This is a genomic window from Wolbachia endosymbiont (group B) of Parapoynx stratiotata (genome assembly GCF_947250635.1).
In the GTDB taxonomy this organism is placed as follows: domain Bacteria; phylum Pseudomonadota; class Alphaproteobacteria; order Rickettsiales; family Anaplasmataceae; genus Wolbachia.
The window spans coordinates 575,949-595,491 of the sequence record NZ_OX366335.1 but is presented as its reverse complement, the minus strand read 5'-3'; the positions used below and the strand labels follow the sequence as shown (position 1 = coordinate 595,491).

17 protein-coding genes are annotated in these 19,543 nt (G+C 35.4%); 7 read left to right on the top strand and 10 right to left on the bottom strand.

Annotated elements, in window-relative coordinates:
- Window positions 1–21: 21 nt before the first annotated feature.
- The 4 genes from OOT12_RS02630 to OOT12_RS02615 form a co-directional block, all read right to left on the bottom strand.
- Window positions 22–393 (bottom strand): head decoration protein, encoded by a 372-nt coding sequence (locus OOT12_RS02630; protein ID WP_214303461.1) that lies wholly within the window; start codon window positions 391–393, stop codon window positions 22–24.
- Window positions 394–535: 142 nt separating this feature from the next.
- Window positions 536–1,567 (bottom strand): S49 family peptidase, encoded by a 1,032-nt coding sequence (locus OOT12_RS02625; RefSeq protein WP_264377087.1) that lies wholly within the window; start codon window positions 1,565–1,567, stop codon window positions 536–538.
- Window positions 1,567–2,985, bottom strand: a complete 1,419-nt coding sequence (locus OOT12_RS02620; protein ID WP_264685369.1) for a phage portal protein — start codon at window positions 2,983–2,985, stop codon at window positions 1,567–1,569. Before OOT12_RS02620 ends, OOT12_RS02625 begins: the two co-directional genes overlap by 1 nt.
- Entirely contained in the window at window positions 2,985–4,016 is a 1,032-nt protein-coding gene (locus tag OOT12_RS02615) for a PDDEXK nuclease domain-containing protein (RefSeq protein WP_096097252.1), read from the bottom strand. The genes OOT12_RS02620 and OOT12_RS02615 overlap by 1 nt, the downstream gene beginning before the upstream one ends.
- Window positions 4,017–4,140: 124 nt before the next feature.
- Between OOT12_RS02615 and OOT12_RS02610 the strand changes: the two genes are divergently transcribed.
- Window positions 4,141–5,373 (top strand): IS256 family transposase, encoded by a 1,233-nt coding sequence (locus OOT12_RS02610; RefSeq protein WP_264685173.1) that lies wholly within the window; start codon window positions 4,141–4,143, stop codon window positions 5,371–5,373.
- Here the strand turns inward: OOT12_RS02610 and OOT12_RS02605 are convergent.
- From OOT12_RS02605 to OOT12_RS02580, 6 genes are all read right to left on the bottom strand, one after another.
- Window positions 5,370–5,612 (bottom strand): gpW family protein, encoded by a 243-nt coding sequence (locus OOT12_RS02605; protein WP_264685368.1) that lies wholly within the window; start codon window positions 5,610–5,612, stop codon window positions 5,370–5,372. The two genes, OOT12_RS02610 and OOT12_RS02605, sit on opposite strands and share 4 nt — an antisense overlap.
- Window positions 5,605–7,431 carry a phage terminase large subunit family protein gene (locus tag OOT12_RS02600; protein ID WP_264685403.1) on the bottom strand — a complete coding sequence of 609 codons (1,827 nt, stop codon included), beginning with the start codon at window positions 7,429–7,431 and terminating at the stop codon, window positions 5,605–5,607. The genes OOT12_RS02605 and OOT12_RS02600 overlap by 8 nt, the downstream gene beginning before the upstream one ends.
- Complete coding sequence (locus OOT12_RS02595) at window positions 7,428–8,912, bottom strand: ankyrin repeat domain-containing protein (protein ID WP_141457102.1); 1,485 nt, start codon at window positions 8,910–8,912, stop codon at window positions 7,428–7,430. Before OOT12_RS02595 ends, OOT12_RS02600 begins: the two co-directional genes overlap by 4 nt.
- Window positions 8,913–8,931: 19 nt before the next feature.
- Entirely contained in the window at window positions 8,932–9,414 is a 483-nt protein-coding gene (locus OOT12_RS02590) for a hypothetical protein (RefSeq protein ID WP_141457100.1), read from the bottom strand.
- A gap of 28 nt (window positions 9,415–9,442) precedes the next feature.
- Entirely contained in the window at window positions 9,443–10,663 is a 1,221-nt protein-coding gene (locus OOT12_RS02585) for a DNA modification methylase (RefSeq protein WP_264377086.1), read from the bottom strand.
- 125 nt (window positions 10,664–10,788) lie between these two features.
- Entirely contained in the window at window positions 10,789–11,238 is a 450-nt protein-coding gene (locus tag OOT12_RS02580; RefSeq protein ID WP_264377085.1) for a crossover junction endodeoxyribonuclease RuvC, read from the bottom strand.
- Window positions 11,239–11,500: 262 nt separating this feature from the next.
- Here OOT12_RS02580 and OOT12_RS02575 point away from each other — a divergent pair, with 262 nt between their 5' ends.
- From OOT12_RS02575 to OOT12_RS02550, 6 genes are all read left to right on the top strand, one after another.
- On the top strand, window positions 11,501–13,615 hold the full coding sequence (locus OOT12_RS02575; protein WP_264377290.1) for an AAA family ATPase: 2,115 nt from the start codon (window positions 11,501–11,503) through the stop codon (window positions 13,613–13,615).
- 1,361 nt (window positions 13,616–14,976) lie between these two features.
- Window positions 14,977–15,501, top strand: a complete 525-nt coding sequence (locus OOT12_RS02570; protein WP_264685366.1) for a sigma-70 family RNA polymerase sigma factor — start codon at window positions 14,977–14,979, stop codon at window positions 15,499–15,501.
- Window positions 15,502–15,561: 60 nt separating this feature from the next.
- Window positions 15,562–16,386 carry an ATP-binding protein gene (locus tag OOT12_RS02565; protein ID WP_012482039.1) on the top strand — a complete coding sequence of 275 codons (825 nt, stop codon included), beginning with the start codon at window positions 15,562–15,564 and terminating at the stop codon, window positions 16,384–16,386.
- Window positions 16,387–16,402: 16 nt separating this feature from the next.
- Window positions 16,403–17,209: an AAA family ATPase gene (locus OOT12_RS02560; protein ID WP_264377289.1), complete on the top strand. Its 807-nt coding sequence runs from the start codon at window positions 16,403–16,405 to the stop codon at window positions 17,207–17,209.
- Between the two features lie 39 nt (window positions 17,210–17,248).
- Entirely contained in the window at window positions 17,249–17,749 is a 501-nt protein-coding gene (locus tag OOT12_RS02555; RefSeq protein ID WP_264685365.1) for a hypothetical protein, read from the top strand.
- 42 nt (window positions 17,750–17,791) lie between these two features.
- Window positions 17,792–19,540: an AAA family ATPase gene (locus tag OOT12_RS02550; RefSeq protein ID WP_012482040.1), complete on the top strand. Its 1,749-nt coding sequence runs from the start codon at window positions 17,792–17,794 to the stop codon at window positions 19,538–19,540.
- Window positions 19,541–19,543 lie beyond the last annotated feature (3 nt).

Here is a 19,543-nt window from a genome sequence, read left to right as displayed (position 1 = left end):
TTTCCCCCTTATTAATTTAAGTTACACTCCCTTGCGGACAATGATCCCTCGTCCTTCAAGTTGCTTTATTGCTTCAGCTTTCTGTTCTTCAGTGATATTTGCTGGCCACACAACTGCATGATCTGCTAGTATTGCACCACGAGTAATAATTACTGCTTTGGCATTTTCTGTCGCATTTACATCACTTACTATTGCACCTATTGCTGTTTGTGTGCCATCTGTTCCAGCAGGATTAAGTACTCTAATAAAACCATCTTCCGTCTTTTTGGCAACTACTGCACCAAGCTTAAGATTTTGACCTTTAGCTACTGTTATTTGGTCTCTTGAATATAGGTTGGACACTTCATATTTCAGAAGATCGCCTAAATTATTTCCTTCAGTTATACTTATCATGTCTTTTTCTCTCCTTTTTTTATTTTTTTTACCGCCGTGTTTATAACTGCTATACACTGCGGTTATTACCTTATAATTAGCCATTATGGCGCATTTTGGACACTTATTTACCGCAGAGCACTATATATGGCGGTTATAAAATTTAAATGCACCGACTTTTCGCTACCTGTGTCATCAAATCTTCCTGCGAATTCTGTGGTATTGCACTCAGTATCTCTGTCTTCTTCGTTCTCTCTGCAAGTAATTCCATTAAAACCTCCCTTGCTTGCTCAACACTTACGCCCTGCTCAATAAATTCTCCTATTTTCTCTGGCATTCGTGATAAGTTACATAAACGTATTAATTCAACAACTTCAGTACGATACTTAGTTAAATTATCAGTTTCTAGGTCAGTTGTAGTTTGTTTATTCATAGTATTTTCTCCTTTGTTAATAAATTCAAAAAATGTTGTAACTCCATCTGCAAGACCTATTTCTACTGCTTTCTCGCCAAAATATAGACCTGCTTCTGTTGATCGAATCTTTTCAATTGAAAGACCTCTGTTTCTTGCTATTAGCTGCACAAACATTTCATATAGTCGGTCTACTTCTTTTTGTAAGCTTTCCAGACTTTCAGACGTCATTGGCTCATGTGGATTTAAATCATTCTTTCTCTTGCCTGCAAAAATAGTTGTGTATTTTATTCCTTGCTTTTCATCAAAACCGCTTTGGTCAATGTGACTTGCAATAACACCTATACTTCCAAAACCAGAGGTTCTACACACAAAAACCTTTTCAGCGCTTGAAGCTATAGCATATGCAGCAGAGTACGCATCATCATTTGCTATCGCTATTATCCTCTTTTTTGCTCTTGATTCATAAATAAAATCAGCTAGGTCAAAGACACCGTTTACTTCTCCTCCTGGACTGTCTATGTCAAGTAGAATCGTTTCTATGCTTTTATCTTCTAAAGCGCTCTCTATCTCTTCATGAATATTTTCATACGAAGTCATATCTAAAATATGATCAAAAGCTTCTGTTTTTTTTGTCAACACTCCATAAATACGTATTATTGCTATTCCTTTTGGGTTTATATGAAAATGCTTTAAGTTCTTAAAGATAGGTTGTTTGCTATTATATAATGATAATAGTTCAAAGCTTCTTCTCTCTACCATTACTGGTTTATTTATCCACATCACCTTCCTTCCCTTTGATGATTAACGTCAGAATCGAAACAAAGTCCAAAAGAATTAGCTCGCTTTTGATCTTCTGCTATTTCTTGATCAATTTCTTCTACATCATAACCCATTTCTGATACTACTTCCGATCGACTCTTAAATCCATTCCTTACTGCCATTTGCTGTGCTTGCTGGTCTTTCAGTGGATCCACCCAATCAAATCCCTGTGGTATCCATTTTACTTCTTCTTTCGCTGCTTTTACTACTTTTTCATCTATACTCAGTTCTCCACAAAGCACTGCTAACTCTAGCCATCTATTCCATACTGGTCTGCAAAACTGGAATACCATAATGTTGTGTTGCAGCATAGCGCATCTACGACGAAACTCTATTAATCCAGCTCTGATTGATGAATAATTAACACCTGTTAAATCTCCTGTTAGCTGCTCATATGTTATTCCTGTACCTATTGCTATTGCCCTCAGTTGCTGTCTTATAAACGCTTCATAACTTCCTCCAACATCAGATGGTTCCGAAAATTTGATGTCTTCTCCTGGGTCTAAAAGCTGCATTGTTCCAGGTTCTAGGCCAGATAGTGCTACTCCTTGCTCACTTGCTTCACCTTCTCCCATGATATTTGCTTCAGGATCGAGCCTTGTAATAAACCCTGCAAACATTGCTGCAGTTTTCTTTCTCACCAGCTCTGCATCATCATATTGATCAAGCTCATAAAGCTTTAGCAGTATACTCGAAAGCCAAGGCTCACCTCTGATTTGCCCAGGTCTTAGTGGTCTATAAATATGTAAAACATCATTTGCTGGTACTCTTACTGATTCTCCAAATGAGCCTTCGCCTGGATGTTCTCTAAATAAGTAATATGCTTCTCTTTGCCCAAGCTTGTTAAACTCAATCCCGTTTCTTATTACATTACCATTTGCTAAAGTTTGATTTGTTTTATTGTCTAAATGTTCAGACTCAAGTACTTGCAGTTGTAATTGCACAGAAAATCTATCTTCCAGCTTTCTCGTTCTTAAACGTACAAAACATTCTCCTCCCTCTATCATACTTCTACATACTAGAGCTTGTAATCCATAAAAATCACTTACTCCATTACTGTCTGCTTCATCTGTCCATTTTAGCCATAATTCTTGTACTTTTTTGCGAAATTCTCCATCTCTTGCTTTTGATTGTGGTTTTATTCCTGTTCCAATAGAGTTACTTACTATCGTATCAATTATATTTGCTGCATATGGATTTTTTCTCACCATATCACGTGATCTACTACGCAGGTGCTCAAGGCTTTGAGAAAGCAAATTATTTATGCTTCCCGCTTCTCCTTGCCAATACATTACCCTTCTTCCTGAGCCCGCTGCATCCCATGCTAAACTTTTTATCTTTGGTTTGCTAAATAATTGCTTGAACGATTTTAACAGCATTACTTTTCCTTATCTGAAACTTTGGATAACTCAGCCTCTAGCTCTTCTATTGTTGGCAAGGCTGTCTTTACATTCTCTGGTAGATTTTCAGTAATTTTATATTCTGCCAACCCTATCGGTTTATTTATGTCTTTCAGTGTATACTTAGCTAGCACGTTATCCTTTGACTTGCATAAAATTAATCCTATAGATGGTTGATCTGTCTCGTGCTTTAGTAAATCATCAACGGCTGAAAGATAAAAATTCATTTTACCTGCATATTCTGGCTTGAAATCTTTGTCTTTTAGCTCAATTACTACAAAGCAACGTAACTTTAAATGGTAAAACAATAAATCAATATAGAAGTCTTTATTTCCAACATCTAAGTGAAATTGCCTACCTACAAATGCAAATCCTTCCCCTAGCTCAAGCAAAAACTTCTCTACATGGCCTACAAGACCTTTTTCCACTTCTCTTTCATGAGCGTCATCTCCTATACTCAAAAAATCAAAAATATATGGATCTTTTAATGTATAATGTGCTAAATCTGACTGGGGAGAAGGTAACTTATCTTTGAAGTTAGTAACAGCTTTTCCTTGACGTTTGTGCAATTCACGTTCGATTTGCATCACCATTATACTACGTGACCAACCGTGCTCTATAGCTTTTTGAAAATAAAATAGTCTTTCTTTTGGATCTTTTACTTTATCTAAAATAACTACAATATGAAACCAAGGCAATTGTGCAGCAACCTGCTGCGTAAATTCAGTATCTTGATATTCTGCAGCAAATTGACGCATATAAGTAAGATTCCTAGCACTAAATCCCTTCATTTCTGGAAATGCGCTTCTCAAATCCTTACTTAGCTGATCTATGATTTTAGCACCCCAACCATGTTCTTTTTGGCGCCTTAAGATCTCTGTACCAATATAGTGATAAAGCACAATGAGTTTGCTATTTACTGCTAGTGCTGCTTTATAACGACTAGTAGCAATCTGTTCTTTGAGCTGCTCTAAAAATTCTGTATATTCTTTTGCTATAATTTTTGTCATACGGTTCCTTTTAACGATTTTTATCATTATATGATCCCTTTACTCGTTGAAAAAGGGAACGTTCAAAAAAGTGTGTCAAACCGAAAAAAAAGTAATAAATTGATATAAAAAATGGAGGTTTGATATGGGTCAAGCAAATAGAACTACTGGTTTGGTAGATTATAAAGAATTAGAAACAAATATCCTGTCATCTATACGAGAAGGAAGACCATTGACAGGAAGAGATGGAGCATTAACACCGTTTATAAAAAGGTTGCTAGAGGCAAGTCTGGAAGGTGAAATAGAAAGCCACATGTCAGCTAAAAGTGAAGAAAATAACCGAAGAAATGGAAGGAATGCAAAAACTTTACGTACAAGTTCAGGCTCATTTGAACTATTAACACCAAGAGACAGAGAAGGAAGCTTTGAACCGCAAATAGTCAAAAAAAGGCAAACAAGCCTACATCCAGAACTTGAAGCAAAGGTCTTAAGCACATATGCCAGTGGCATGGGATACAGAGATATAGCTTCACATGTTGAGGAAATATATGACCACAAAATATCAGCAGCAGAGATATCCAGTATTACTGATAAACTGCTACCAGTAATCAATGAATGGCGCAGCCGCCCACTGCAATCAGTGTATCCAATAGTGTTTATGGATGGCATGTTCTTTAAGGTCAAGGAGGACGGACATTGTATAAGTAAATGCATGTATAATATATTGGGCATAAATCAAAATGGCAGAAAAGAAGTATTAGGTTTTTATTTGGCTGAAAGTGAAGGAGCTAACTTCTGGTTGGGAGTTCTAAATGACCTAAAAGAGCGAGGAGTAGAAGATATTCTAATTGCCTGCATTGATGGGCTAAAAAGCTTTCCTGCGGCTATAAATAGTGTGTTTCCTAAGGCAGAAGTACAGCTATGTATAGTGCATCAGATAAGGAATTCACTGAAATATGTATCTAGCAAAGATGTAAAAGTTTTCATGAATGATTTGAAAAAAATATATCGTGCTTCAAGTAAAGAGATCGCTGAGAATTATCTGCTTGAGCTGGAAGAAAAATGGGGAGAGAAGTATCCTTTAGTTATAAAATCCTGGCAGAACAATTGGGAAAACTTATCCAGTTATTTTAAGTATTCTGGGCAAGTTAGGAAGCTGATTTACACCACCAATCCAATTGAGGGGTTGCATAGACAAATCAGGAAATTTACTAAAACTAAGGGTTCATTTACTAGTACAAATGCCTTGTACAAACAGGTATATTGTGCTATAAAAAAGGTAGAGCAAAAGTGGATTATGGCTCTCCCTAATTGGGCTTTAACTATTTCTCAACTTGATATTTTCTTTCCAGATAGATTGAAAATTGAGTTGAACTAAAAATGCGGCTTGACACACTTTTTTGAACGTTCCCTTGAAAAAACAATCTTTCTCTTCGGTTTCATTCCAACAATCTTTAGCTCAGCTTTAATACGTTGTCTTAAGTTTAGTAAATCATTTATCTGAACTTCAGCATATCTCACTACATGGTCACCATATGCAATTGATACTACTCGCTCTCCGTTTTGCAGCTTCTTTATCGCTTCTTCGACTTGAACTAAATACTCTTCGTTATACATTTTCCAGCCACTTACTCTGTCTTACTTTCTTAGGTTTTTTACTTTCTATTTTTCCACTCAAACTATTCCATTTACTCTCTGGCCAACGATCAATTCCAAGCGCAATAGATGCTGCTCTCGCATAAATTCGGCAATCTAGTACTTCATTTCTTTCTCTTACTTTTTGCCACTCTTGTTTGGTGTATCCTTTTACTACCTTGCTGACTAATTGCTCTGCCGTTAGCTGCTTAAAATACTCAGGTGCATACTCGGGAAAATGACAATATCCTGCTGGCACTTTCTCTTCTTCTTTTAAAATATTAAGTAGCTGAAAAAGCTCTGACTTTAATATCGATACTCCCACTGGCCAAAGCTTTATTCCTCTTTTTAGCTTTTGACCACCAACTGTTATATCAACTCTACTTGGGCTGCTAAGTGGTACTAATGCTTTATTTACACCTTTTACTGCCATTACTCTTCCAGAGCCTTGATGACCTCTTACCCAATTGTATACTTCTTGTGTCGCATACCCAGCATCAACCGCCATCATACTTATCATGTATTCAAGACCATTTTCACCGATAAAATGATGATTGAGGAGCTCCGAAAGTTTTCCCCATACTTCTCCTCCTCCAGTATCACCTTCAAATACCTGGTAGTCTATTGACCAACTTTCACGACTTTTTCCCCATGCTACAACTTCCACCTCTAGACGATCTTTTTGGACATCTACTCCTGCAGTAAGTACCACTTCTCTCCTTGGTACTGTGCCAATCTGAAAAAATTCTCTCCTGTTAAATAATTGCTTCCAGTCTGGTACTTCTCCTTTATCTACCCAGGTTTCTCCAAGTGTAGTATTTATCCAAACCTTCAGTAATTGTTCACTTTCTTTTGCATGAAGAAAATCTTCTACTGCTTGAGTCCAGCTATACCAGCCTACTGGACTATAAAGACTTGAAAGATGAAATCCTTTTTTCTCACCTTTTACTCTATTAGTAGGCCTCCATTCTCCACGCTCAAGCATCTCTGTCTTTTGATGATTTTCTATCTTTTCACCACATTCTATACATATATAGTGTGCTGTATTTGGATTTTTATCTTCCCATTTTATTTGTGACCATTTTAATATTTGGTAATAATTACAATGCGGACATGGTACAAAAAAATATCTCTTATCTGTTGCTTCAAATTCTTTCTCAATTCTGCTTATTCCATGAATCGTTGGCGTTGATACTAAAAAGATCTTTCGCCGTGCAAATGTATTGGTACGAGCTATGCTGAGCAGTACTGGATCTCCTTCTCCTCCTGAGTCTCCTGGATATGCATCTATTTCATCAAGAAAGAGGTATTTTACTGGCATAGAGCGAAGTCCTACACTGCTATTTGCACCTGTTATTACTACAATTCCACCTGGAAATTCCTTACTTTGTACAGTATTCCCTGAATCTCTTGATCTTGGGTCTTTTACTTTACTTTTTAAACATGGTGTACTTTCAATCAGTGGCGCAAATCTTCCTTTTGACCAACGTTTTCCCATTTCAACTGTTGGCTGTACTACTAGCATTGGCCCTGGTGTTTGATCGATGATATAGCCTATCCAATTGTTACCAGCTTCTGTTCCCCCAATCTGCGCTCCTTTCATGAATACTACTTTTTCTGCAGGTGAAGAAGGAGAAAGTGAATCCATTATTTCTTTTAAATAAGGAGTTCTTTCTGTTCTCCATTTCCCTGGCTCTGATGCTGCAGTTGGTGCTAGAACTCGATACTCATTTGCCCACTCTGATACTTTAAGCTCTGGATCTGGTCTTAAACCTTCAGAAAAAGCTCTAGCGTATATCATTGTCTGCATCTACTCATAATTGACTCTATCTCAACATCATTAACAGTAGAACTACACTCTTCCAGTTCCATAAACATCTTTTTCTGAAATTCCTTTTCTATGTATCTTTTGCTCATCTCACTTATCATTATTGCTATAATAAGCGCAAGTATTCCTGTTGTTGTTGCAAAAATGATTGTACTGCTTATTGTTGTTGCTGTTAAACCTATATATGCTGCCATTGCTACTGCGCTAACTGTAATACAGATGCAGATAATATTATTATGTTTTTTCATCCTTTTATCTGCTATTTCTCTCTGTGCTATATATTTATTATGAAGGGTTGGAAAATTAACAACGGTATCTCTGCAGAGTAACGCTCCATTTTTTTCAGTAAATAAAACTTTAAGTAACTCTAAATTATTTGACTTGATTGCTAAGTGCAAAACAGGTGTATAGTTTGCTCCTTTTTTCAGTAGTAATTTTACTACATGTAAATGTCCTTTTTCTGCAGCAAGGTAAATAGGTGATAAACCTTTATTATTTACAATATCAATATCAATTTCTTCCTTTAAGATTGCATCTACAAGCTCAATTTCTCCTCTTTGTGCAGCTAAATGGAGTAGACTATTCTTTTCAGAACCGTATTTATTACTCATCAAAGCCTTCTTTATCTCAGGTTTAGCGTAATCAAATGGTGTCTTGCCCCTATCGTCTTTTACCAGAGGGTCTATATCTTCTCGCGTTAGTAAGACCTCTATTGTTTTAAGTCTTTCAGCGTAATGTAGAGGTGTTCTATTTTCGTAGTCCTGCAAATTGACTTGAGCATTAGGCTCCTTTATTAAGCATTTGAGAATATCAAGACATAAATCCCTTTCATCGTAATTAGTATTACTTACAGCTATATGCACAGGTGATAATTTCATCGAGTTTTGTCCTACACGTGCGCTATTTACATCTGCTCCTAGCTCCAGTAATAACTTTACTATCTCCAACTTCTTGTTATTAACTGCATAGTGCATTGGTGTCTGATTTCGTGCATCAAAGACATCTATTTCAGCGCTTCCTTCTTCCACTAAAATTTTGACAACATTTTCATGTCCTATGCCTGCTGCTAGATGTAATGGAGTATGATGCAGAGCATTTCGTACATTAACGTCAATACCTTTTCTGATCAAATATCTAACTGCATTAATTTCACCTATCATTGCAGCTAAATGAAGTAAGCTATCTTGTTCTGATCCGTATTTGTGATTGATTAATGCTTGTAATATTTCTGCTTTTTTACCTTCTTTGGCATAATCTAAGGAGGTTTTGCCTTCATTGTCCTCAACAAAAGGATTAATGTTCTTTTTCGTGAGTAACAGATCTACCATACTTAATTCATCAAACTCTATAGCGCAATGCAGTGGAGTTTTTCCGTTTAACCCTCTGACATTAACATCTAATCCAGGTTGATTAATGAGGCATTTTATTAACTCTAAACTTAAGTTATCAGCCATTTTATATTCAAAATCTTTTTTATATTTGAAATTTAGTATTAGATAATTCTTGTAATGAGTTTGTAATCTCTTCGGTTAGCGCCATATGAATCTTTTCAGTGTCGCTCAGTGATGCAAGCAGTGCTGAAACTCTATTTGGAATATTAAGCAAATTATTACGTACAACTCTTGCTACATTAAACGCATCGCGCTTTACTTCTTCTACTGCTACAAGTTCTCCTATCTCAGCCTTAGCTTTCGCCTCAAGAAGTTTACCTCGCTCCATTTCATTTTTTATTCGCGTTTTAAGCAACATCGTGGAAAGTTTTTCTCCGCTTTCTGAATAGTTTTTTCTTCTCAGTGGTTGACTTGGATCTCTGATTGTTTCTATAGCCCTGTTTGCTTGTTCTCGGTCAATGAGTCCATCTTCCAGCTCAACTATTCCTTTTTTTACTAAAGAACAGACATATTGCTTTGATACTCCTATCTCTCTTGCCCATTCTGTTTGTGTGATTTTTTCCACTCTTTTCCTCCTCTCTTTTCGCTCCTTTTTACGAATTTTCTTCTTGAATTTCCGCAAAAGTTTTACCAGTACTGGCTAAAAGGGCATCTCTTCCGGTATATATTTGCCAACGTTTTATGGTTACATCTACAAATTTTGAATCTAGCTCTATTGTCCTACAGATTCTTCCTGTTCTCTCACATGCAATCAGTGTACTTCCAGAACCACTAAATGGATCAAATACTATATCTCCAGGTCTACTGCTATTAACTATTGCTCTCTCCATTAGCTCTACTGGCTTCATTGTTGGATGTAATGAGTTATGTGTTGGCTTATCATAAAACCACAGATCACTTTGATTTCTTCCTCCATGCCACTCACGTTTATTACCGCTTTTCCATCCATAGAGCATTGCTTCGTATTGTCTTTGATAATCTGATCTTCCTAGCGTAAAGTGACTCTTTGCCCAAATGATAAATGTTGACCATTTTCCTCCTGCCTCCTCAAATGCTTTTTTCAACGTTGAAAACTCTGATGATGATATGCAAATGTAAATTGCTCCCTTCGTATATGCTAAAATATGGGAACAGATGTCATAGAGAAAAAGCTCATACTTTTCACCTTGATTATCGTTTAGTATCTTTTTATCCTCTCTTTCTTGACTGCTACCATAATCAACGTTATATGGAGGATCACAAACAGTAATGTCTGCCATTTTATCATCTAACAGCGCTTTATATGATTCAACTACAGAGCTATCACCACAATAGATTCTATGATCACCTAAAATCCATAAATCCCCTGGTTTTGTTATTTCTACCCTTTTTTCATCACCAACCAAGTCAGAAAAATCTTCTTTTTCACCATCTAAGTCATCAAGGAAATGTTGAACTTTTTCTAGCTCAAATCCAGTCATTTTAAGATCAAATTGTAAATCTTCTAACTCTTGAATTTCCACCTTCAAAAGATCATCATCCCACTTTGCCCAATTAGCTGATTGATTTGCCAGTAACCGAAAAGCTTTGGTTTGTGGTTCATTTAAATTATCACTTAAGACCACTGGAATACTCTCCATACCAAGTTTTCTTGCTGCTTTAAGTCTTAAATGGCCATCAACCACAGTCCCATCGCTTTTTGCAACTATTGGTATACGAAAACCAAACTCCCGAATAGAAGCACACATTCTATTTACTACGTCATCATTTTTACGTGGGTTACGCTCATATTCGACTAGATCTCGAGTAGGATAGTAGTGGATTGCTAAATTCATATATGTTTAAATTCTTAATAATTAAAAAGTTAATATTCAAAATATGTCTAACACTAGAAAAGGCCTGAGGTTAGCACCACCAAACCCGCCAGTATGGCTGAAAGGACCCACTTTTTATGAGCTTATTAATATCTTTCCATAACATAGAACATCAAAGCTAAAGCATCTGCTTGATTATCATCTCTAGGTGAAAAACCTTTTTCACGTATCGCTTCAATAACTTCACTCTTACTTGCATTGCCTTTGCCTGTGATAAAGCGTTTTATAGTCTTAACAGGAACACTCTGATAGGGAATATGATTCTCTTCACACCAAGCAGAGAGAACTGCAAGAAAACCACCATAACAATGCGCTGCATCAGTTCCAAGGTGTCTTCTCACTTCCTCAAAATAAACTGTTTCAATACTTGGAAATTTTTCTTTCATTTCATTCAACCACTTACGAAAATTTAGAAATACCATGCCACCTCCACTAAAACGACTAGTATGAAAACTCTCACTGCCACTTTGAACTATTCCATCATGTAGAATAGCCCATCCGGTTTGTTTCCCTAAATCTAGTGTTAGTATTGACATTCTGTAAGATATTTGTTTGGAGGTAGCCTAAGCAATAACATGGACACTTAAGTTACCTCTTGAAAATAGTGGGAGTGAAAATTACGAGTTTCAAACTTTCATACCCCTCTACTAATATATATCGCAAAAACTTCACAGAATGTTCAAAAAAATATTATTTTTTATGTTTTTTCAAATTACGCTGAACAAATTCATTTCATTTTGCGATTAATTACTTATGAGGAAACAGAAAAAATCCCTGATAAGTTTTAATGGAGAATTTATGAATATTTCATGCGATTTCAACAATACTATTTCACAAAGTTATCTACCATCATCAGAAGAAACAGCGAACATAAAATTAAGGCTTCTGGCCGATCTCAGATCTTGTCTTTCTTACTTGCTACCAAATGGGGTTTTTCATGGTAATAGGTTTTATGTAGGTGATGTACATGGTAATCGAGGAAAAAGTTTAGTAGTAGAATTAACTGGTAGTAAAGCTGGGCTTTGGAAAGATTTTGCAACAAATCAAGGTGGTGATATTATTGATCTTTGGGCAGAAGTACACTCCAAAACAGAATTTCATGAGATAATGGCTTCTATAGCTGAGTGGCTTGGGTATAACAAAAAATATACAGAGAAGCAATACATTGACGAAGACTTTGAGAAATTTATTACCTACAGTTGGAATTATTATGATGAAAATGGTCAGGTGATTGTAAAAGTTTACCGTTCTGATTTTCCTGGAAAGAAAAAAGTATACAAGCCTTTTAATGTTAAAACGTTGAGTTATAAAGCACCTGATACAAGACCACTATACAATATCCCTGGTATTTTGAAGTCTGATAAAATCATTCTTGTTGAAGGTGAAAAATGCGCAGAAGCACTAATAGAAAAAGGAATTACTGCAACAACCACAATGTCTGGAGCAAATGCAGATGCGGACAAAACTGACTGGTCACAACTTAAAGGCAAGCATATTGTTATTTGGCCGGATAACGATGAGCCTGGTAAACAATATGCTGAAAATGCTACTACAAAACTTCTCAGCTTAGGTATTGCATCGCTTTCTATAGTCAAAATTCCAGAAGGTAAACCAAAAGGTTGGGATGCTGCGGACTATGTACAAGAAAACACAAATGTTTCTGACTTCATTGAAAATAACTTGAAAAAGGTAATTATTAGACCACCACTGAACATTTTAGACTGGAGTGCAGATCGTTTTGTAGGTCCAGTACCAGAGCAAAAGTTTCTTGTTGAAGGAATATTTCCTTTGGGTGTTACTTCAATAGTAGCTGCTATGGGAGATACAGGTAAGGGTATGCTACTCCTCGATTTGGCGCTTAAGGTTGCAAGTGACACAGATCAGATATGTGGTTTTGGTTCACCTGTTACTGAACATGGATCAGTAGTAATCTTTTCAGCAGAAGATGATGCAGGCGAGGTACACCGTCGGCTTGAACGTCTTGATCCTGAATGTAAAAGATTAAAATTTAAAGATAAGCTGTTTATAGTACCACTACCAAACGTAAGAGGATCACTGACAATACTGAGAAGTATTCGTGGTAAAATTATTGAAGTTTCGCCTGAATTTGAGTCTATAATAAAACAACTTGATAAAATTAAAGATCTGAAATTAGTTGTGTTTGATCCTCTTGCATCGTTTATTCATGCAGACATAAATGCTGATCCTGCTGTAGGAGATTATCTAATGTGTTTATTGTCTGATTTAGCATGTAGTACCGGAGCTTCGATAGTTACTGCTCATCATCTGAGAAAACCAAAAGGAGAAAAGCCTATATTAACTGCTGAACAAGCACGTGATGCAATTAGAGGCACATCTGCTCTTGTTAATGGTGTCAGATGCTCATATGCTTTTTGGCCAGTAGAAGGTACAGCTAAGCCAGAGATCTTTCAATCAATAGGAGAAGCTCCAAGACAGAATGCGTTATTTTATGGAGCAGTTGTTAAGGCAAATGGTTTAGCTGACCGAACTGTACGTACTTACCTGAGAAACCAAGAAACAGGGCTATTAGAAGATATAACAGTGCAACTAAAAGGTAAAAATGCTAGTGAAAAAGACCTTAAAATGTATCTTGTTGATGCAATTGCAAGATCTGCTGTTGCAGGGCATCCATTCACTCATACAGGAAATACAGGAGTATACAAACAACGGCACAGATTACCTGATATTCTTCATGGTCTAGGGAGAGATAGACTAGAGCGTATAGTACAAGAACTTCTACAAACAAAGAAGTTAGTAAAAGGAATGTCTACAGGCTCGAGAGAAGATAAATGGCTTGATGTTAGAGAAGGCCCTTTTGCTCGTGGTGTTGGAAAATTTACTCATGGAGCTGAAGGTATTATACCAAATCTCATTTCTAACAAGACAAATTAGAAACAGCCCTTTTTGACTATAATTGAAGAGTTTAAGCAAATTCATAATATGTTCTATTTGTCTTTCCAATAACAAAATTAGTTGTAGATAAAATTACGGGTAAGCTCTTCAAGCATCTGAGGGTTTACCCTATTTTTTTATTACAAGCATTGGAATACATTATATATTATAACTTCAACTAGAAGTTGATAGAATATATAAAAAATCATACCACTAATAATTGAATTATGTTCCTATTCCTGCGTTACTGAATCAGTAATCAGAAATTAAGGAATGAAAAATACCTCTAGAAACCTAAACTTTATACTCTCTATTCCTAAAAGTGTTCCTAGAAAGCACCCCTCTAAAGTTGGCCATTATGGCTGATTCTACGTTCCTAAAACCCTTATATTATTATATAATATATATGAGTAATAAATAAAAGTAATAATAAATATAAATAATAGTAAATTACAAACAGTATAAAATGTTAATGAAAGTAAAAAGACTACAAAAATATTACTAAGATATTTAAATTGAATAAAAAAGAACAAATGACTGACAATAGCGTTTTTAAAAGATTCTACGACTTTAAGGTCAATTATACTACCTTGAACTAAAGAACGCTTATAAACCACATTAAAACCGATTAAAAGGCAATTAACACTACATTTTAACTTCGCAAAAGATTCCTACCCAACTTTATCATGTTTTATTTTAGTTATAAAGAAATTTTTTTTAAAGCTGAATTAACTTGAAAGAACATAAAAAACCTAACAAACAGTGGAAGGATAAACATGCTGAGTTTTAAAATCAAAGTCTTTAGTAGATTTAAAAGGCCTAATCATTTTTGTCTTTTTGATGAGCTTTATCGAACCAATTTTAAAATTATTTAAACTTTTTTTGAAAAATTTCCGGAAAAAGTTGTGACTAATCCGGTATAATTATTATAGAGGACTATGAATTTTAGATGCTCCAGAAAGAAGCGGTTAAACAAATGCTTAGAAAAAAATAAAATGACCTTCAATTGCGTTTCAAGACGATTCTGTAATGAATTATACCACCTCTATGCAATAACGCTTGTTGTTTGTAAAGAAATTTCTTACAAGCCTGACAAAAAAATTCACCTTTCTTTATAGGGTTAAAAAAGTTTTATAAAATCTTTAATTCTTTAGTAGAAATCTTATTGGATCAACCTATTTTTCTTCTTTTCACCGAACCATGTCTGAACAAATTTTTCACATGGGGGATGCTTCAAGAAAAAAGGCCAGAATATCAATAGTTTTATTTTTTCATATGGGGGAACGAATTTTTCCCATGCCGTACAAAGTGAGGTTAAAACCCTTCATCCTTATTCCTTTCAATCTTTCATGGAGTGCTATATGCAATCTAAAAATAAATATCCTGGTATTGATCCTTCAATCATTAAACAAATACGAAAACGTGCTAGACAAATTAAATCTTATAAATGCTGTGTTAATTCTGATATTGAAGATATAAAGCAGCAGCTCTTATGTGAAACTTGGTCTGATTTAAGCCAGTATAATGGTGAAGAAAGTGGTAGAAATGCATTTATTCATAGTGTCATAAAAAACCATGCAATAAGCCTTCTACGCAAACAATCCTGTGCTAAACGTGGTAGTAAAGCAGGCGTAGCATTTGTTGATATTACTGACTTGGATGATGTTATTGATGAAAATAGTAATTTTGCAGATAAAGTAGCAGCTAGTGTTGATATAAACGAAGCAATTTCAAAACTACCAAAGCTCTGGCAGGACATTTGTTATCAGCTTGAATCTCATAGTATCTCTGAAATCGCAGAAATACATGGAATATCTAGAACAACCATCTATGACATTAGAGAACAAATACGCGCTAAATTTGCTCATCTCAAAATGTATTTATGAAAATTTTTGAACAAATCGTCGTCATTTTGCGATTACATATTATGAAGGGGTAATAAAACTATGACTTTAAAAATAATAAATAGTGAACAAAGAGTAAAAATGGTAACAGGTGTGAAGATAGTAATCTTCGGACCATATGGAATTGGTAAGACCAGTCTGCTTAAAACTTTGAATGAACCGACACTTTGTCTTGATTTTGAAGCTGGGCTACTTGCTGTTCAAGATTGGCAAGGGGATTCTATAAGTATTCGTACCTGGAATCAAGCTCGCGATATTGCCTGCCTAATTGGTGGACCTAATCCTGCATTAAAATCTGATTCAGCATATAGTCAAAGACACTATGAGCATGTATTCAGTAAGTACAAAGATCTAGAATTCTCTAAATATAGCTGTATTTTTATCGACAGTATTACAGTAGCCTCGCGGTTATGTCTTTTATGGGCAAAAATGCAACCAGAAGCTTTCTCTGACAGAAATGGCAAACAAGACATGAGAGCTGCATACGGGTTACTTGCTCAAGAAATGATGGCTTGGCTCAATCAGTTTCAACATATTCCCAATAAAGATATCATTACAGTTGGTACGTTAGGTCAATATTTAGATGACTTCAATCGCCCAACTTGGCTACCACAATGCGAAGGAGCTAAAACTGCCAGTGAAATACCTGGTATTGTTGATGAAGTAATTAGCATGGTAAGCATCAAGAAGGATGATGGTACAGAGGTACGTTCCTTTGTTTGCCATACTATTAATTCTTGGGGATATCCTGCTAAAGATCGTAGTGGTTGCCTTGATATGGTTGAAGAGCCGCATTTAGGTAAATTACTTACAAAAATCAAAACTAAAACCTTTTCTACTTCTACTCAATTTATGCCACACAACTAACTTTTGGAGGTTACATATGTTACAAGACTTTTTAACTACTGGTCAAAAGATTCCCTTTTTCAGTATGAAAGAATATTTGAATGACCAATCACCTATACCGAAAGACATCGTCTCACCAAGAATTTTAACTCAGAGAAGTTTATTGGTTCTAGGTGGCCCTCCTAAAATAGGTAAAAGTGACTTTTTGATCTCTTGGCTTGTCCATATGGCTGCAGGTGTTTCTTTTCTTGGTATGACTCCAAGTAGACCTTTGAAAATCTTCTACATGCAAACTGAAATTGAATACGAATATATGAAGGAACGTTTGCAATGTCTTCAACTTGATCCAGAACTTTTGGCAATAGCTGCTAATAACCTAATAATTACGCCAAAAGTGCATTTATCATTTTGCCATGAAGAAATAAATTACATAAAAGAAATTGCGAAGGAACGCTTTAAGCCTGATATTTTGGCAGTGGACCCTCTGCGCAAAATCTTTAGTAGTGAGTATGGCAATGAAAACGATAATAGCGCTATGCTATTCTTTCTGCAAAAAACTCTTGAAAAACTACGTAATGCTATTAACCCAAATGCTGGAATAATATTAACGCATCACACGAAAAAATTATCCAAGAAAATGCTCGAAGAAGATCCATTTCAGGGCTTAAGTGGTGCTGGATCTCTCAGGGGATTTTACACTACTGGCATGGTGATGGTTGCTTATGATGAGGAAAGTACCAGACGTCAAATAGTATTTGAGCTACGCAATGGTGAACGTGTGCCAAATAAACTTATCGATAAGATCAACGGTAGCTGGCAGCTTCTTGATCAATGGAATAACTGAGCTTTTTTTAAAAATCAATTGATATATAGGGGGCAACTTATGCTGCAAGATTTTTTAACTGATTTCAATAATGCGAAACTACAGAGTAGTTTAATACCTAAAGGTACAATAGTCAAGGTAAAAATGGCAATTAAGCCTGGTGGTTACGAAAATTGGTTCACTAAAAGCTATGATACTGGCAACATCTATTTAAACGCTGAATTTACCGTCATTGAAGGTCCATACGCAAAATGTAAGATTTACCAAATAATTGGTATTAAAAGTGGCAAATCAGAAGGTAAAGAAGATACTTGGGGAGAATCTGGACGTTCTATGATTCGCAGTATTTTAGAGTCAGCTCGTAATATTCATACAAATGACACATCAGAAAAAGCAGTTCTTGCGCGAAAAATCAACTCAATTGCAGATTTAAACGGCCTGGAGTTCACAGCAAAAGTAGGCATTGAGGCTAATAATACCTATGGAGATAGGAACAGAATTGCTACGGTCATTACTCCTGAACAAGAGAAAAATTCAGACGCTGATTGGATACCATTCTAAATAAATTGCAACTATTTTTATAGTAAATTAATCGGAGGTTACATGGAGTTTTGCATTACTGAATCAAGACAAGAGATAAAAATGTTATTGGCTCACAATATTAAAGAGTGTCTGTCTTACTTATTGCCTGGTGGTAAATTTGGTTATGGGTTCTATTCTGGAAATATTAATAAAGACCACTTGATGGTAGTGGCAGAAGGTAAGCAAACTGGCACTTGGTATAACTGTGATAAGAAAACTAACGGAGATATTATTGAACTCTGGAGCATAATAACCAATAAAACTGATTTTTCTGAGATTACCAGCCTTATAACCAAGTGGCTTAGTGAGCGTATAATAGCAAAATATAGCTACCTTGATAAAAATAATGAGGCTATAGCTTATGTTTATTTGTATAAAAACAATTATAGACATATATGGAATCTAAGAACCTCTAGGAATGGTCTGAAGCCATTATATAACATTCCCGGTATTATTAAGTCTGATGAAGTGATTATAGTTAAAGGTGAAAACCGTGCTGATAGTTTAATAAAGAGAGGTTTTACAGCAACAACTGCAATAGATGATGATATTGAGAAAACGGATTGGTCTATGCTAACAGATAAGCATATAATAATTTGGCCGGAAAAAGATGAACAATATGTTAAAAAAGTAGCAGTGGAACTAGACAATTTAGGTATGTCCTGTGAGAATCCTGAAAGTTTAGGTATATCATCTGAGAACCGTGAAAGTTTAAGTGTATTATCTGAGAAAAAAGCATTTCCTGCTAGTCATTATCTAAATGATAAATCTCCATCACCAGAGGATATAATTTTACCGAGAATTCTTACTCCTGGAGGACTTTTACTACTTGGAGGAGCTCCAAAGGTTGGCAAGACTGATCTACTGCTTTCTTGGTTAGCACATCTGTCAGCGGGACTACCGTTTTTGAGTATGGTTCCAATTAGACCATTAAAGATCTTTTATCTTCAAACTGATCTTGAATATCCCTACATTAAGGAACGGCTACAACAATTGAAATTTGATGATAAATCTCTAGAATTAATATCAAAAAATTTAATTATTACACCAAAAACAAGCTTACTTTTGAATTCTCAAGGAGTAGAAGAAGTAAAAGATATTATAGCAGAGAGACTAGACGTTAAAACAGTTGATATCATTGCTATAGATACACTACGTGGTGTTTTTGATTTCAATCAATATAAAGGAGAAAATAGTAATAGCTCGATGTTTTGTTTTTTAAAAGATAGAGTTGAAAAATTGAGGTCTATAACAAACCCTAGTTGTGGAATCATTTTAACGCACAATACTAACAAGGTATCGAAAAAGTCATTAGTAGAGGAACCATTTCAAAACTTTAGCGGAGCATCGGCTTTAAGAAGTTTTTATACTTCAGGGATAATGATGATCAAGCCAAACGGAGAACAAAATACTCGTCAATTGATATTTGAACTTAGAAATGGTAAATCTATTTTACCTATGCAGATCGAAAAAGTAAATGACAGTTGGCAAACTGTATCAGAAAAACCAACTGTAAAACAACGTCGAAAAAAAAGTTATGACATCATTTTACGGTTAATTAATGAGAGAGCAGCTAAGGGAAAATTTTATACTAAAAGCCAATTTTGCTATTTATTTGAAGATACATTTGGTTTGAAGAGTTGTCATTCCATTCGTAGATATGTTAACGCATTAGTTGCTTCAGGTTATATTAAATTCTATGAAAAAGAAATACCAGAGCGCGTAAAAGTTATGAAAGTGGCTGAGCATTTAACGAGGAGAGATATTTAATAA

Excerpts from the sequence above, each read along its gene's own strand:
- OOT12_RS02630 (WP_214303461.1), bottom strand. The coding sequence starts at position 393 with ATGATAAGTATAACTGAAGGAAATAATTTAGGCGATCTTCTGAAATAT.
- OOT12_RS02625 (WP_264377087.1), bottom strand. The coding sequence starts at position 1,567 with ATGTGGATAAATAAACCAGTAATGGTAGAGAGAAGAAGCTTTGAACTA.
- OOT12_RS02620 (WP_264685369.1), bottom strand. The coding sequence starts at position 2,985 with ATGCTGTTAAAATCGTTCAAGCAATTATTTAGCAAACCAAAGATAAAA.
- OOT12_RS02615 (WP_096097252.1), bottom strand. The coding sequence starts at position 4,016 with ATGACAAAAATTATAGCAAAAGAATATACAGAATTTTTAGAGCAGCTC.
- OOT12_RS02610 (WP_264685173.1), top strand. The coding sequence starts at position 4,141 with ATGGGTCAAGCAAATAGAACTACTGGTTTGGTAGATTATAAAGAATTA.
- OOT12_RS02605 (WP_264685368.1), bottom strand. The coding sequence starts at position 5,612 with ATGTATAACGAAGAGTATTTAGTTCAAGTCGAAGAAGCGATAAAGAAG.
- OOT12_RS02600 (WP_264685403.1), bottom strand. The coding sequence starts at position 7,431 with ATGATATACGCTAGAGCTTTTTCTGAAGGTTTAAGACCAGATCCAGAG.
- OOT12_RS02595 (WP_141457102.1), bottom strand. The coding sequence starts at position 8,912 with ATGGCTGATAACTTAAGTTTAGAGTTAATAAAATGCCTCATTAATCAA.
- OOT12_RS02585 (WP_264377086.1), bottom strand. The coding sequence starts at position 10,663 with ATGAATTTAGCAATCCACTACTATCCTACTCGAGATCTAGTCGAATAT.
- OOT12_RS02580 (WP_264377085.1), bottom strand. The coding sequence starts at position 11,238 with ATGTCAATACTAACACTAGATTTAGGGAAACAAACCGGATGGGCTATT.
- OOT12_RS02575 (WP_264377290.1), top strand. The coding sequence starts at position 11,501 with ATGAATATTTCATGCGATTTCAACAATACTATTTCACAAAGTTATCTA.
- OOT12_RS02570 (WP_264685366.1), top strand. The coding sequence starts at position 14,977 with ATGCAATCTAAAAATAAATATCCTGGTATTGATCCTTCAATCATTAAA.
- OOT12_RS02565 (WP_012482039.1), top strand. The coding sequence starts at position 15,562 with ATGACTTTAAAAATAATAAATAGTGAACAAAGAGTAAAAATGGTAACA.
- OOT12_RS02560 (WP_264377289.1), top strand. The coding sequence starts at position 16,403 with ATGTTACAAGACTTTTTAACTACTGGTCAAAAGATTCCCTTTTTCAGT.
- OOT12_RS02555 (WP_264685365.1), top strand. The coding sequence starts at position 17,249 with ATGCTGCAAGATTTTTTAACTGATTTCAATAATGCGAAACTACAGAGT.
- OOT12_RS02550 (WP_012482040.1), top strand. The coding sequence starts at position 17,792 with ATGGAGTTTTGCATTACTGAATCAAGACAAGAGATAAAAATGTTATTG.